Here is a 14,634-nt window from a genome sequence, read left to right as displayed (position 1 = left end):
CCCGCTCACGTTTTTTCTTGAATTTGCACGATTATGCATGATAGCGTCTGTTTTGTCATCTTCAGGAGGCAAGCTATGCAGCAGAAAATACGCAATATCCGTGAGCAGTTGTTGTCCGACAATTGGTACACCCTGAAAAAATACACCTTTGAATTGCAGCGCCGTGACGGCTCGTGGCAAGAGCAGCAGCGTGAAGCGTATGACCGCGGTAATGGTGCCGTCGTGCTTCTGTATAACCGCCAAAAGCGCAGCGTGGTGCTGACCCGCCAGTTTCGTTTGCCGGTTTTTATTAATGGTCACCACGGTTTTTTGATTGAAGCGGCTGCCGGGCTGCTCGATAACGCTTCGCCGGAAACCCGCATTGTCGCGGAGGCAGAAGAAGAAACCGGTTACCGGGTGCAGCATATTGAAAAAGCCATGGAAGCCTTTATGAGTCCGGGTTCGGTTACCGAGAAACTCTATTTCTTTATCGCCGAATATGCTGATGACGATCGCCAGAGCAAAGGCGGTGGCCTTGCCGACGAGGGCGAGGATATTGAAGTACTGGAATGGCCTTTGACTCAGGCGCTGAGCGCAATTCGCAGCGGGGAGATTATGGATGCGAAAACCATCATGTTACTGCAATACGTTGCCATGAATGTCCATTTTGAGGAGCCAATACCATGCTGATCCTGATCGCCGGCCCTGTGCGCAGCGGCACCGAAGGAGACCCGGTTTTAATTCACGCGAATATGCGAAAATTAGACGAAGCGGCACTGCAGGTTTATCACAAAGGGCATACGCCGGTGATTGGAGAATGGCTGGCATTACCTCTTGCCGCCGCCGCAGGTTCACAGGCAATCGGTGATGAAATCAGTGAGGCTTATCTTTATCCGGTTGCACATCGGCTGATTCAGCATTGCGACGCGATCTTACGTATGCAGGGCGCGTCGCACGGCGCCGATAACGATATACGGATTGGCCGGGAACTCGGGTTAAAAATTTATACTCACATAGATGAGATTCCGCTCGGGTGATTATGCTTTCACTGGATGGCGACGAGGCCAGCGCGGCCATTCAGGCTTATGGACATTTGGCTTGTCGCCGTCATTCAAACACGAGTATTTTTCGCGAATAAAACAAACTCATTGATGCCCGGGAAATATGCCAGTCTTGCTGATCGCTTTTTCTCTGCATCGTCTGATGCAGTGATTCATAACATCAGGCGGCCCTACCCGCAGCAGACTGACAACATCGTGCCAGCCTGAGTCAGGCATCTGAATTAATGCTATCGTGTCTGGCTTAACGCCTCACAGGCATGACAACGATAATTGGTACCAGGATGGAAACAGGCATGCTCATTCCGCGCACACCCTCTTCCGGCTGCGATTGCGATAATGACAGCGCAGCCACTCGTACAGAGTTCTGGCGCGATCCGTCGCTGGTTTTTGTCGAAAGTCGTCGCGCGTGTCACAGCCGCGCATGTTACAGACCACACAGTCACCCGACCTTTTCAATTGGCGCAGTTGACGCAGGCGGCAGCCTGTTCACAGGCGCATCCGGTGGTCCCTGTTCTTTACAACCTGGAATGATGGTTTTTATTCCCGCCGGCGCGGTTCACTCCTGTAATCCATTGCCCCATAAGCACTGGAGCTATCAGATGTTACATATAGATGCCGCGTGGTTAAATGCTTTACTTGCTGAAATGGACGATGTTTCAGGCAGCTTCATCAGTCAAGGTGAAGTTCGGGTGACGAATAATCAAGAGCGCTATCATCGCTTCTGTGAACTGAATAACCTCCTGTTTTCGACTGCCAGTACAGAAGACAAAAATACAGCGCTAATCGAGTTTATTGGCGACAGTAAATATGGCACCGGCCCGGTGAAAGCCTTTCCTGTCATGGCGTCTGACTTCAGTCGGGCATTACACAACGTGATTGAAGTATTGCACCAGGCTGAAAGGCAGCCGTGGGCGTTGTCGGAGCTGGCAAGCCTTTCAGGCATGAGTCGTTATCAGCTCATCAGAGCATTTCGCGCTGCGACTGGCATGACACCGCATGCTTATCAGCTTAATTTGCGCATAAATAAAGCACGTCACTGGCTTCAGTCAGGCTGTGACATTACCGATATCGCTTACCGGCTGGGTTTCGCTGACCAGAGTCATTTTCAGCGCGTATTTAAGGCCCACACTGGCGTAACGCCAGGCTGCTATCGAACCTGAGCAAGTGCAATTTTGTTCAATACAATCCTGCCCGGGAGCTGCACCCTGTTAAAAATTTTTAAGAGGGTAATACCGTGTTGCAGCAATTTCTTATCGTGGCAGCAGCGCATTTTCTGGCGTTGCTGTCGCCCGGCCCGGATTTTTTTCTCGTGGCACGCACCTCAATCAGAGCCGGCTGGCGGCGCGCCGCCAATGTCTGCCTGGGGATAGCCATAGCGAACGGCGTGTTTATACTGGCTGCCTTCAGCGGTATCACGCTTTTCCATCCTGAGAGCATCAGTTTTATCGTTATTCAGCTCGCGGGCAGTGCTTATTTACTCTATGTCGGTCTGCTTTTTATCCGCTTTGCTGGCATGAGCTCATTGTCTGCCTGCAGCGTCAAAACAGCGGAATCAGTAACTCAGCCTGCTGGTGCCTCGAACCATTACCGTGAACTGGGCATGGGTTTTCTCTCCGGAATACTCAATCCCAAGAATGCGCTGTTTTACGTGAGTCTGGCCACGCTTATTGGTGGTGGCGATGCGATGGTGAATGTGAAAGTCGTCTATGGCATATGGATGTTTAGTGTCGTGCTGCTATGGGATTTACTGGTCGCCGCTTTCATTGGCAATCGTCTGGTACTCCAGCACTTTTCCCGTTTATTACCCTGGCTGGAACGTATCTCAGGAATGATGTTGATTGGCCTGGCATTGAGTGTCATCGTGGTTAATTTAATTTCGATAATCTGACAGACAGTAACGGGGTTCCATTTTTTATTGCACAAACCATTGCCTTTGCTGATGGCAAAGCCACTATCACCTTTTAGATGAAGGCATTATTTATGAGTGATTCTGCATCTACATCCATCGGTCTGCTGCTGTTCCCTGCGCTTACGCAGCTTGACCTGACCGGTCCGTTTGAAGTCTTTTCGCGGGCACCAGACACGAAAGTGCATCTCATCTGGAAAAATCTGGACCTTGTGGTGTCAGACCGGGGGATGGCGATTCAGCCAACCACCACGTTCGACGCGTGTCCCGCGCTGGATATAATATGTATTCCCGGCGGGCCGGGGCAGATAAACCTGATGGAGGATGAAGAAGTCCTGTCGTTTATCCGGGCTAAAAGTAAACAGGCGAAGCTGGTAACGTCAGTATGCACCGGATCGCTTGTGCTGGGCGCGGCCGGGCTTCTTGAGGGATATAAAGCGACGACGCACTGGGCTTCGCTGGATCAGCTGGCGCTATTGGGCGCAGAGCCAGTAAATGAGCGTGTTGTACGCGACCGCAACCGTATAACGGGCGCCGGTGTGACTTCAGGTATCGATTTTGCCCTCAGCGTCGTATCAGAGATGTTCGGACCGGATATCGCGCAAAACATTCAGCTGCATATGGAATATGACCCTGCCCCGCCCTTTGACTGTGGCTCGCCCCGCTCCGCATCTGAAGAACAGCTGAAAAAAGCTCAGCAACAGGTTGCGCCATTTATTGAAAAGCGGCGGCAGGCGACGCTGAAAGCCGCAGCCAGACTACAGAAATAACGGGCCGGCACGGAGCGGACTTCTCCACCGACGAATGCCTCGATGAGCGAAAAACGGACATTTCTCTCAATAGTCACGAGCCGGCAGGTACCACCCTGGATTCAGAGGCTAAGCAGTGGAATGCCCGCGTTCAGAGTGAGTCCCAGACATGTCCGGCTTATTACATTACTGATATTTCAGAAATGAGGTGATGGTTAAGATTGCCGCCTCGTTCTATATTTCAATAAGGCAACACAAACTATCAAGGACATCTGTCATGCTCACGCAACGCACGCTTAAAACAACCTTTGCTCTGATGATTGGTTTCGCCGTTTTTGTTGCACCGGCTTATGCAAACCCTGGCAATGGCAATGGCAATGGCAATGGCAATCACGGTAATAATGGCGCGCACGGAAATAAAGAGCAGGGTTACGCATCGTCGAAAAACGAACATGGACATCGCAAGAACGCCCGGCACCCCGATCATGTTCAATCTGATATTAGCTTCTCTCAGGCACGAGCGCTCGCCGTCAACTATGGTTTGGTAGGCTATCAGTCTCTGCCGCCGGGAATCGCTAAGAAAGTGGCGCGTGGGAAAGCATTGCCACCGGGTATTGCTAAGAAAAATTTGCCAGCATCCATGATCAATGCGCTACCTTACTACCCCGGCTACGAGTGGCGCGCGGTGGGAGATGATTTAGTGCTTATTGCGTTGAGCACAGCAGTTGTGACCGCCGTGATTAACGGTGTGTTCAACTAACCACAGACTGCAAGCCCGGCAAAAAGAGATCGCCGGCAAAGTCATGTATACGCAAACAACCTGTTTCCCGAATTGCTTGCAAATCAAACGGATGATGTCCGCTTTTCGCTCAAAGCGGACATCGGTCTGTTCGTCAATTCGTTCTATGGCAAAAGCCGATGTTTACGATTATCCGACTCAAATGCCCCCAAACGAAACTCACATAGTGCTGTATTTAGCGGCTATTTACTGAGTGGGAAAAGGTGAATCAAATTAGCGGCCAGGGGATAAATACCTAATGATCGCGTTGAAGCCCTGAGGTCGTCAATGGAGGCGCCTTCTTTCGGCATGCTTCCTCCCCACACCGTAATTCCTTCCGAAAGATGTGACGGACGCTGCTGGCTTTCGTCACTAATTTCAACAGTTTCACCATTACTTAATGTGATAATCAAAGACGCAACATCCTGTGTTTCGGATGTTCCATTTTCTTTTTTAAGTGTAATTTTCATTGGCCTTTTCTCCGTCATGATCATCTATATGGCTATAATACCAGGCGTTTGGCTCCCTCTCACGATTATTACATCAATGCTGTGTCCCCTTCTCGCTCAGCGCGTGCTTTGGCAAAGCATGAAAAATGATAATTAAAAAAATTGGTTATTACAAAGTGGAATAATCCGTTATCTCTTTCATGCCTGATAAATAACTTTAGCTGAGGAGGAATGATGTCAGACGAAGATCCAAAATGCCTCGACGCTTGTTATCTTTGTTGTGGCAGATGATCACTGTGCGGCTTCGTGCCCTGAGGAACAGAGGCTGCGCATGTGCATCAAACTGGATAACCAGTGGGCAAATATCTGTCGGAGTTACGCTGATGTGTCATAAGGGTGTTCATGCCAGATATAGCCAGCCACAAACAGGCAGTTTTCGTGCTCCCTCTTCCCACCGCCTGAATGCGTCTTAGCTCTTCTGAGTTACCTCTCAGGGTTTCAGAATGACTTTTGTCCAGCCATTATCACGATCATCAAAATGCTTATAGCCTTCGGCAGCGTCTGCCAGGGCTAGTCGATGCGAGATGATCTGCGCCGGATTGGCTCTGCCCTGATGGATAAGCCTTGCGAGCTGGCGGTTGTATGCTTTGACATTACACTGACCGGTCTTGGTTGACTGACCTTTAAACCAGAAATTCCCAAAATCGAAAGGCACTTTACCCTCTTTGGCCAGGTCGGTTGCGCCTCCGGGATCCTGCGGAACAAAAACGCCGACCGCACCGATGCCGCCCGTGGCCTTAGTTGACGCGACAAGACTGTTAAGCGTGGCAGAGTTATCCTCGTGGCCATGTTTATTGCAACATTGATATCCCACACACTCGCAACCGCAATCCGTGCCGCGCCCGTCGGTTAACTCGAGAATTTTATTTACGGCCTCATCGCCCACCCCATTGATCGCCACTGCGCCCAGTTGTTCGGCCAGCGCCAGCCTGTCCGGATGAGTATCAACCACAAACACCTGCGATGCGCCTTTGATTATGGCCGAGTGAGCCGCCATCAAGCCGACCGGGCCTGCGCCGTAAATCGCCACACTCTCTCCGGGGCGCAATCCTGCCAGTTCAGTGGCATGCCAGCCGGTGGGGAAGATGTCGGAAAGTAAAACGTAGTCCTCCTCTTTTTCAACCGCATCCGGCGGCAGCACCAGACAGTTAAAGTCAGCATAGGGCACACGCAGTAACTCCGCCTGTCCGCCATCCCATTCGCCCATTTCAGCAAAGCCATAGGCGGCACCGGCCGTACCCGGATTGGCCGTCAGGCAATAGCCGGTTAACCCTTTCTCGCAATTTTCACAGAATCCGCAGCCGACATTAAAGGGCAGGCAGACATAATCGCCAACTTTGACCCGCTCAACCGCGCTGCCGATTTCAATGACCTGCCCCAGATTTTCATGGCCAAAGATGCGACCCTGTTCGAAGCTGGTTCGTCCTTCGTACATATGCAGATCTGAACCGCAGATATTGGTGGTGGTAATACGGACAAGCACATCGGTAGGGCGAACGATTTTAGGATCCGGAACCTCTTTGACTGAAACGTCAAAAGGTCCGTTATAGACAACTGCTTTCATGATGTTCTCCTCACGTGCATGATCAGTTATGAAGAATGCGGCTGCGTGACGCTTTGCGGTCGCCTCCCTCTCAGTGATGCTGCTTTTTCAATCAAACGTTTTGATTGAATGTGTAAGTGTAGAACAGCGCATGAAGTCGCCCGGGAGCATTAATATTATGTAACCCTATGAATTGTAAGCACCGTTTCGCTAAACGTCTTTTGTCTCCGCCTTCTTCCAGACCCCTGGCGCACCACACCGCTACGCTGACTTAGCCTTGCACTGAATCCCGTAACCGCTATTGCCCTCAACCTCCGCCCGGCTATCCTCTGCTTTTTATCCAGCGACCGGTGCGGCGTTGTCCGGACTGACGTTCATCCTGAAGGAAAAGCGCACCTTGCTGAGTGCCACGGCTTTCATCATTATTTTTCTGCATTTCATCCTGAATGCAGTATTTGCCGTGCGTTAATCGTCATTGATTTTTTTCTGAACCCGACACGCTTCCAGCATAAGCAAGCGCTTTTATTAACACATGAAAAAGCCCACTCCAGGGTGGGCTTAAGCGTACACACGGTGACCAGCGTCATGCAATTAATCAAATATACCGGAGGGGCAGTAATTGCTTTCCCATCCAACAATCTTAGCGCCTGGATCCAGATCTCTCACCGATACGCTATCCCCGCCAAATTCTGAGCCAGTGACGACGATATCGTAATCATGATTTGGCTGAGGAATGAATCTGGTGGAGACAGATCGTTCTGTATTTTGGTAGTAGCCCGGCTGAGTCCAGTAATGAATTATACTTATCAGTTGCCCCGGCTTGATAGTAAATTCATTTATGAAAACCCCCTTATTGTTACTTGATTCTGGCATTCCGATTTTTTTATTTCCTGACACAGGAATACCGAGAATAGCCAGACCAGCCGTAACCCGGCGCTCTAAAACTTTTTTATAACAGCCACTCGGTTGTTTTTCGTAAAATTGCAGGGCTGTATTGCCCTCAGATGCAGCACGAACCCTGGCTGCATCTGAACCTTTATAGTCTTCCAGAGAAGGCCTAAACCCAGCCGAACATCCACTTAACAACGTTACTATTATTCCCGTAATGACCAGTTTTCCATACATGCGCATCTCCTTACGTTTCTGTCGCTCCTGTTTTTATCGGCCTGTGGGTGTGAAATCTTTAACAGATATTAAGCCAGCCATCCGGGGAAAATCTGTCCCTGATGTACCTGCCTGACACCTGAACAATGTTCGCTCCCGGCACAAAGCGGACAGACTGACTGAGCTTGAAGTCCGCTATGAGCGAAAAGCGGACATTTAAAACTGATATTTGTTAGATTGATTACAGGGAACTAAATGATTAACATCTGCTCTTTCGGACTAAGAAAATGACTGTTAACGATTCTCTCTTCGCATTCTCTCTCGCAGCATTGTTACTTACCCTGACCCCCGGCCTTGATACGGCACTTATTCTGCGCACTGCTTGTGCAGAGGGCGGCAAAAAGGCTTTTCACGCTGCGCTTGGCATTGATGCTGGCTGTTTTTTATGGGGGGCGCTGGTCGCATTAGGCCTTGGTGCTCTTCTGGTGGTTTCAGAAATGGCTTATACGGTGCTTAAAGTTTGTGGCGCGGTCTACCTGAGCTGGCTGGGTTTACAACTGCTGTTACGTCCCCGATCATCTTTCAGTGATGGCGATGATGACAATGGTTTTCAGGGGAACTGGTTTATCAGAGGAATGTTGGGAAATGTGCTAAACCCTAAAATGGGCATTTTTTATGTTTCCTTTTTGCCGCAGTTCATACCTGCCGGTCACTCTCCTTTTATATGGACTTTTATCCTGGTCAGCATCCACGTGGCGATTGGGACTATATGGTCAGTCACACTCATTTTAAGCACGCATTTTGCGTCAGCCATTTTGAAGAAAAATCGCGTTGTCCAGATGATGGACAGAGCAACAGGGGGCTTATTTTTATGCTTCGCGGCTAAACTTGCTATGAGCACAAGATAGCCGGCTGGACTGGCTGAAAACGTCCGCTTCTGGCACAAAGCGGGCGGGATCAGATAAACGTCCGCTCTGAGCGAAAAGCGGACCTTTTTATTTTATAGTAATAACGCCCCGCATGGTCAGGTTATAGTAATACCTCTCGCCCTTAGACTGCGTCTGCTTGAGTCGATAGCTTCAAGAAGGCGGAGGCGGCTTTCACTAAGATGAATGGCGAGTAATTCTGCTGCTTTCTCAGTATCCTGCGAGCGAAGCGCAGCAATTATTTCGCGATGATCCTCCCAGGCGGGATTCGACGGTGCTTTGTCCAGCCATCTTGCCCGTGAAAGCCGGCGCAGAGCATCGCTTATCCCATCGATAATAAACGCATTCTGACACAGACGGGCCAGCTGTAGATGGAATCGTGTTCCGGCATCGTCCATAATATCTTCAGCTGCATCAGCAGCTTTCTCTTTGAGCAGGGTTTCCAGACTGCTGATTTGTTCTTCCGTCATTTGGCCGGCTGAAAGTTTTAATGCCGCAACTTCCAGTACTTCCCGGTAAATACACAGCTGTTCAACTTCCGCGATATCAATCGGCGCCACCATCCAGCGTATTCCGTCACGACATACCAGCCCTTCTGACTCCAGCTTTTGTAATGCGGCTCGCACAGGTGTCCGGGACGCGTTAAACGTCGCTTCAGCCCAGCGCTCTGTCAACCGTTCTCCCGGTCCCAGCTCCATGCTCAGAATTAGTTTTCGTAACTGGTTTTCAACCTCTGATGCCTGACTCATGACGGCAATGTTCTCCCATAAATTGACAGTAAAATGCACAACCTGTATGGTATACCAAATTGGTATACCAAGAAAGAGCACTTTTATGACCCGACTCTATAACAGCTTTTGGCAGCGAAATCTGATCGTTTGCTTCATTGGCTCATTCTCAACCGTATTCGCAATGACTCTGATGCTGCCTTTCCTCCCCTTGTATGTTGAAGAGCTTGGTGTTCACGGGCATGCCGCAGTTGTTCAATGGTCTGGTGTGGCATTCAGCGCAACGTTTATTACCGCCGGCCTGATCGCCCCGGTGTGGGGAAGACTTGGTGACAGATATGGACGCAAGTCGATGCTCGTGAGAGCCAGTCTGGGCATGGCGGTTACGGTATCTCTTATGGGGCTGGTAACCAATATCTGGCAACTTGTCGGTCTGCGGTTGTTGGTAGGACTGGCTGGCGGTTATTCCTCCGGCGCGACAATTCTTATTGCGGTCCAGGCTCCCAGAGAACGTGCAGCGTGGGCGCTCGGGATAGTTTCATCCGGTGTAATGGCAGGGAATCTTGCCGGTCCGCTTGCCGGGGGATGGCTACCCGGCCTGATTGGAATTCGATCCACATTTCTTTGTGCCGGCGCGCTGATATTTTTAGCTTTCCTCATGACACTTCTTCTTATCCGGGAAGAGGTGAAAAAACCTTCGGATGTAGCCACTCAGCCCCGGGTTGGCTGGTCGCAGATACCCGCACGGTCTGCAGTTGTCGGCATGCTTTGCACCGGCCTGCTGCTGATGCTGGCTAACATGTCAATTGAACCCATTATCACGGTCTATGTAAGAACCCTCGTCAGTGACGCGTCTCAGATAACCAAAGTTGCAGGATATGTGATGGCGGCAGCGGCATTAGGAAGCATTATTTCCGCCTCCTGGCTTGGGAAGCTGGCAGACAGGATAGGGCACTTGCGCATTATCGCACTTGCGTTAACTGCGGCCGGTTTGTTGCTGATCCCTCAGGCATTTGTTACGTCCGGGTGGCAACTGATTGCCCTGCGTTTCCTTATGGGGCTGGCACTTGGCGGCCTGTTGCCATGTATTGCGGCAGTGATACGTCATCGCGTACCAGATCAAATGGTAGGGAGCATTCTTGGTTATTCCGTCGCAGCGCAGTTCGCCGGACAGTTCATCGGGCCGCTGATTGGGGGGGTTGTTGGCGGGCATATCGGAATGCGAGCCGTCTTCCTGGCAACCAGCTGCTTCCTGCTGCTCGGAGCGGCGTGGAACTTCAAAATACAACGCCAGTCATCGACGCGCTGACTGGCAGCATTATCCTTCACCTGCAAATTTCGGAGATTTTATGTCAAATCAACTCAGTAACATTAATAATAACAGCGCGCTGCTGGTAATGGACTTTCAGACGATCATTCTCAACAACTTTCTCCCGCATGAGAGTGCTGGAAACGTTATTCGCAACACGGCCTCGCTGATATCTGCCGCACGCGCAGCAGGCGTACCGGTTATCTACGTTAGTGTCGGATTCCGCAGGGGTTACCCTGAGGTAAGCCAGAACAACACGATTTTCTCGTCCATAAAAGAGAATGGAATTTTTATGGCTGATAACGAGAGCTCGGCTATTCATGCTGATGTCGCGCCGGCAGAGAATGAGCCCGTCATTGTTAAACGCAGGGTCGGTGCTTTTTCTTTTACCGAACTTGATATGATTCTCCGTGCACAAGGCATCGAAACCCTGATCCTTACAGGCGTGACGACCAGTGGTGTGGTGCTTTCTACAGTCGGGCAAGCTTTCGACCTTGATTACCGCCTCATCGTTGTGAGTGATTGTTGCGCAGACCCAGCTCATGAAACCAATGTGTTTTTACTTGAAAAAATAATACCTCAACATGCTTTTGTTACCAGTTCATCTGAAATATCAGAAGTCTGGGCATAAAAATATGAATTTCTGAGGTCAAAATAACCATAATCTACTGGCGGAAGATGACCGGGTATGCCCGGTCATATGAACTCCGCTTCAGGTACGTTGCAGATATCAGATACATCCAGAGAGTTCAGTGTGAGCGAAAAGCGGAAATTGATGAGATGTCAGAAACGACATTTTAAGAAACGCTTCGCATGCGCAGCATCCGGTTCGGTGAAATTCGTCCGGCCTGCTCTTTTACCGGACGGTGCGGGTGCAGAACAGCGCTTCCATGGGATAATGCAGTCTGGGTAGCTCCTGTTGCAAACCCTGCAAACTTCGGTCACTTCTCAGGTTTTCCTCATTTACCCCATGCAATGAGCGCTATCTTTTTTCCTGATAAAGGTCAGCGAAATATTGTGTCGGCGGTTTCCCCAGGGCTTTTCTGAACATCAGGGTGAAGGCCGCTGAGGTATCGTAGCCCAGTTCCCCGGCCACCTGCTGAACTGACGCTCCTGATGAGAGCTGACGCAAAGCAATGAGCAGGTGGATCTGTTGACGCCATCGGCCAAACGTCAATCCTGTTTCCGACTTAATAAGACGCGCAAGCGTTCTGTTACTCATTGCTGTGGCACTGGCCCACTGCTCCAGTGTGGTGCGGTCAGCCGGATTACGGGTAAGGGAATCAGCTATGAAAGCGATTTTAGGATGTTCAGAAACGGGCAAATGTAATTCAGCTACCGGCGCATCCGACAGATGTTCCAGCAGTACGGCCATCGTCCGTGCAACGATGCCCTGCTTTGGATAACCCTGCTCCTGGTCTGCTGCATATTCGATAAGTTCGCGAACAAGGGGGGTGAGCGCAAGCGTACAACACTCTTCCGGCATCGGTATTACATCAGGTTCGACAAACAAATAGCTGATTCTGGCATTGTGTGTAGAAAGGTTGCTATGCGGCATCCCTCCGGGGATCCATACGGCGTGCTGAGGAGGAACAAGCCAGAGGGCTCTGGGTACTTTACATGTCACTGCACCGTGCCGTGCGACGACAAGCTGTCCTTTTCGATGCTGATGCACAGGCAGCTCAGTCGTATTCTGTTCTACTTCCAGTCGCAGGGCGATGACCGGCAGGTCGTTTGCGTCAGGATTGAAATGCGAATTTAATTCCGCGAGAGAAGTTCGTATTGTCATAATTTAAATGGTACATGTCATTTCATGCATATTAAACCAAATGCGGGGTGTATAGAGTAAAGTTTTTCATAAGGAAACCCCAAATGCGCAAGTCGTTTAACCCGCCAGAAACATCAAAAGTGCTCCTCTTTGCAGGGGTATTAGTGGTTGCGACGAACCTGCGTGCTCCGTTCACCGGTTTGCCGCCAGTCCTTGATCTCGTTACCCGGGATTTTCATCTGACAACCACAATGACCGGGTTAATTCTCACGCTTCCCTTACTGGTTTTTGCATTGTTATCTCCCATAAGTGCCTGGCTGGGGAAAAAGTTGGGATTAAGCCGTGCACTTTTCGCCGGCGTCAGTCTGGTTGCTGGCGGGATTTTGTTGCGTGCATTTGACACGCCCGGAGCGCTTTTTACGGGTACTGCCGTCATCGGCGCGGGTATAGCAATTGCGAACGTACTTTTGCCGAGCCTGATAAAACGAAGCTTCCCTGAACGTATTGGATTAATTACCGGTTGTTATGTCTTAAGTATGGGGATTGCGGCAACAATTGCCTCGACTGCCATCGTTCCGTTATCAGCATCTATCGGCTGGTCAAATGCTCTTTTAGCACTGATCGTTCTGCCTCTGTTGGCGATTGCCGTATGGATCCCACAGTTGCGTAGAGCTCCGGCCGACGAAGTTGTGATAACTCCGCGGGGATCTTCATCTGTAATCTGGCATTCAGCACTGGCATGGCAGGTAACGCTGTTCTTGGGACTTAACTCGGTCATCAGTTATATCGCTATCAGCTGGTTACCTGCCATATTGACTGATGCCGGAATGACACCGGCAAAAGCAGGAACAATGCACGGAATTCTGCAGCTGGCTATCGCTTTGCCTGGCCTGATAATTGGCCCAACTCTTCGCCACATGAAGGATCAGCGTATTGCTGCTGTGATTTCGGCTGGCTCGATGGCGCTGGGATTTCTTGGACTGATGGCATTTCCCTGTCAGGCGGCGATCTGGTCCGTGCTGCTTGGGCTGGGCTCGGGAGCAAGTTTTATTCTGGGACTCACATTTATCGGCTTACGTACTGAACACGCTGGCCAGGCGGCTGTGTTGTCGGGTATGGCGCAATGTATTGGTTATCTTCTTGCCGCTGCTGGCCCGGTGGTTATTGGAAAGTTGAACGAAATCTTTCATAACTGGCATATGCCGCTAATTCTGTGTGTCACGCTTGCCCTTCTTGACGCGGTATTCGGTTTGCTGGCTGGCAGGCAGAGAATAATTTCCAGATAAAGTTATTCTTACCGGGTAAAAACTTCACTTGTAATATGAAAGGTTTTCGAAAAGGGAGGCTCTATCACTAAGTTTTGATTTCAGTTCATTATTTATCTGATTGTTTTTTAATTAATGATGAGGAATGGTATGTCTGATAAAAAACTGCTTCTAACTGAACGCTTTGATTTTAAAGGCCACTCAATTGCATGGGGAACTATCGGTAAAGGAAAGCCAGCTGTATTAATACATGGCTGGCCATTTTCTTCTCAGGTCTGGCGCAGAATAGCCCCCGTTCTTGCCGAAGAACGCCAGGTATTTTATTTCGATTTACTTGGGTTTGGTGAATCCGATAAACCTCTAAATACTGATACATCATTAGGCATCCAGAATCACGTCTGGTCGGCTCTTTATAAATTCTGGGGAATTGAAAATCCGGACGTTGTTGCGCACGATTTTGGCGGCGCCACGGCCCTGCGGGGACATATTCTCAATGGTCTTGATTATAACTCGCTTGTTGTCATCGATCCCGTTTCGGTAACTCCAGTTGGTTCGCCCCTGGTGGTGGCAGCAAAAGCTTATGAAAACGTATTTAATGAGCTTCCGGCATATGTCCATGAGGCTGTTGCCCGGGCCTATATTGCTAACGCCGTAGAAAGGCCCTTAAATGAAAATGACATGCATCTTTATCTGGATCAATGGTTAGGTGAACACGGCCAAAAAGCGTTCTGGCGGCAGGTTGCTCAGATTGATGATAAATATACAGCTGAAGTGGAACACCGTTATAACGAGTTTCGTTGCCCTGCAACTATTATCTGGGGCGAGAAGGATGAATGGATAAGTCTGAGTGATGGTAAACGATTTGCCAGTCGCATGCCTCATCAGAATTTTATTACTGTCGCTGATTCAAAACACCTTGTTCAGGAGGACGCGGTGGAGGTTGTCGTAGCCAGCATTTTGCGACAGTGGTCAAACTGAAAAATTTAGACAGCTTTTTTATCCTCATAAG

15 protein-coding genes and 1 pseudogene are annotated in these 14,634 nt (G+C 50.0%); 11 read left to right on the top strand and 5 right to left on the bottom strand.

The annotated features are described in order from the left end of the window. Positions 1 to 75 precede the first annotated feature (75 nt). From AC6I8F_RS19585 to AC6I8F_RS19560, 6 genes are all read left to right on the top strand, one after another. Positions 76 to 669, top strand: a complete 594-nt coding sequence (locus AC6I8F_RS19585; RefSeq protein WP_498028935.1) for an NUDIX domain-containing protein — start codon at positions 76 to 78, stop codon at positions 667 to 669. Next, on the top strand, positions 663 to 1,016 hold the full coding sequence (locus AC6I8F_RS19580; RefSeq protein WP_498028934.1) for an NUDIX hydrolase: 354 nt from the start codon (positions 663 to 665) through the stop codon (positions 1,014 to 1,016). The genes AC6I8F_RS19585 and AC6I8F_RS19580 overlap by 7 nt, the downstream gene beginning before the upstream one ends. Before the next feature lie 317 nt (positions 1,017 to 1,333). Further along, positions 1,334 to 2,200, top strand: coding sequence for an AraC family transcriptional regulator (locus AC6I8F_RS19575; RefSeq protein ID WP_059010021.1), 867 nt, complete (start codon positions 1,334 to 1,336; stop codon positions 2,198 to 2,200). Positions 2,201 to 2,277: 77 nt separating this feature from the next. Beyond that, entirely contained in the window at positions 2,278 to 2,928 is a 651-nt protein-coding gene (locus AC6I8F_RS19570) for a LysE family translocator (RefSeq protein WP_059010208.1), read from the top strand. A gap of 92 nt (positions 2,929 to 3,020) precedes the next feature. Continuing rightward, positions 3,021 to 3,716 carry a DJ-1/PfpI family protein gene (locus AC6I8F_RS19565; protein WP_058776170.1) on the top strand — a complete coding sequence of 232 codons (696 nt, stop codon included), beginning with the start codon at positions 3,021 to 3,023 and terminating at the stop codon, positions 3,714 to 3,716. Positions 3,717 to 3,972: 256 nt separating this feature from the next. After that, positions 3,973 to 4,455, top strand: coding sequence for an anti-virulence regulator CigR family protein (locus AC6I8F_RS19560; protein ID WP_498028933.1), 483 nt, complete (start codon positions 3,973 to 3,975; stop codon positions 4,453 to 4,455). Between the two features lie 221 nt (positions 4,456 to 4,676). Here AC6I8F_RS19560 and AC6I8F_RS19555 read toward each other — a convergent pair whose 3' ends face one another. The 3 genes from AC6I8F_RS19555 to AC6I8F_RS19545 all read right to left on the bottom strand — a co-directional run bounded on the left by AC6I8F_RS19555 (position 4,677) and on the right by AC6I8F_RS19545 (position 7,650). Next, on the bottom strand, positions 4,677 to 4,943 hold the full coding sequence (locus AC6I8F_RS19555) for a hypothetical protein (protein WP_072208583.1): 267 nt from the start codon (positions 4,941 to 4,943) through the stop codon (positions 4,677 to 4,679). A 469-nt stretch (positions 4,944 to 5,412) separates the two neighbouring features. Further along, entirely contained in the window at positions 5,413 to 6,546 is a 1,134-nt protein-coding gene (locus AC6I8F_RS19550) for a glutathione-independent formaldehyde dehydrogenase (protein WP_059010018.1), read from the bottom strand. A 570-nt stretch (positions 6,547 to 7,116) separates the two neighbouring features. After that, entirely contained in the window at positions 7,117 to 7,650 is a 534-nt protein-coding gene (locus tag AC6I8F_RS19545; protein WP_498028932.1) for a hypothetical protein, read from the bottom strand. A gap of 266 nt (positions 7,651 to 7,916) precedes the next feature. Here AC6I8F_RS19545 and AC6I8F_RS19540 point away from each other — a divergent pair, with 266 nt between their 5' ends. Beyond that, on the top strand, positions 7,917 to 8,537 hold the full coding sequence (locus AC6I8F_RS19540) for a LysE family translocator (RefSeq protein WP_498028931.1): 621 nt from the start codon (positions 7,917 to 7,919) through the stop codon (positions 8,535 to 8,537). 116 nt (positions 8,538 to 8,653) lie between these two features. Here AC6I8F_RS19540 and AC6I8F_RS19535 read toward each other — a convergent pair whose 3' ends face one another. Then, the gene (locus AC6I8F_RS19535) at positions 8,654 to 9,304 is read right to left on the bottom strand and encodes a GntR family transcriptional regulator (RefSeq protein WP_059010013.1); all 651 of its coding nucleotides are present in this window, start codon (positions 9,302 to 9,304) and stop codon (positions 8,654 to 8,656) included. A gap of 85 nt (positions 9,305 to 9,389) precedes the next feature. Here AC6I8F_RS19535 and AC6I8F_RS19530 point away from each other — a divergent pair, with 85 nt between their 5' ends. Next, positions 9,390 to 10,592 carry an MFS transporter gene (locus AC6I8F_RS19530; RefSeq protein WP_059010204.1) on the top strand — a complete coding sequence of 401 codons (1,203 nt, stop codon included), beginning with the start codon at positions 9,390 to 9,392 and terminating at the stop codon, positions 10,590 to 10,592. A gap of 79 nt (positions 10,593 to 10,671) precedes the next feature. Next, positions 10,672 to 11,239 (top strand): annotated as a pseudogene (locus tag AC6I8F_RS19525) (cysteine hydrolase family protein). Positions 11,240 to 11,574: 335 nt separating this feature from the next. Here AC6I8F_RS19525 and AC6I8F_RS19520 read toward each other — a convergent pair. After that, a complete protein-coding gene (locus AC6I8F_RS19520; RefSeq protein WP_498028930.1) occupies positions 11,575 to 12,381 on the bottom strand; it encodes an AraC family transcriptional regulator in 807 nt (268 codons plus the stop codon). A gap of 83 nt (positions 12,382 to 12,464) precedes the next feature. Between AC6I8F_RS19520 and AC6I8F_RS19515 the strand changes: the two genes are divergently transcribed. Both AC6I8F_RS19515 and AC6I8F_RS19510 read left to right on the top strand, forming a co-directional pair. After that, positions 12,465 to 13,646: an MFS transporter gene (locus tag AC6I8F_RS19515; RefSeq protein WP_498028929.1), complete on the top strand. Its 1,182-nt coding sequence runs from the start codon at positions 12,465 to 12,467 to the stop codon at positions 13,644 to 13,646. Between the two features lie 129 nt (positions 13,647 to 13,775). Then, complete coding sequence (locus AC6I8F_RS19510) at positions 13,776 to 14,603, top strand: alpha/beta fold hydrolase (RefSeq protein ID WP_059010006.1); 828 nt, start codon at positions 13,776 to 13,778, stop codon at positions 14,601 to 14,603. Positions 14,604 to 14,634 lie beyond the last annotated feature (31 nt).

This window comes from gamma proteobacterium symbiont of Axiagastus rosmarus (genome assembly GCF_059730925.1).
The sequence above is the reverse complement of the archived record's forward strand: the minus strand, read 5'-3'. Positions and strand labels throughout refer to the sequence as shown.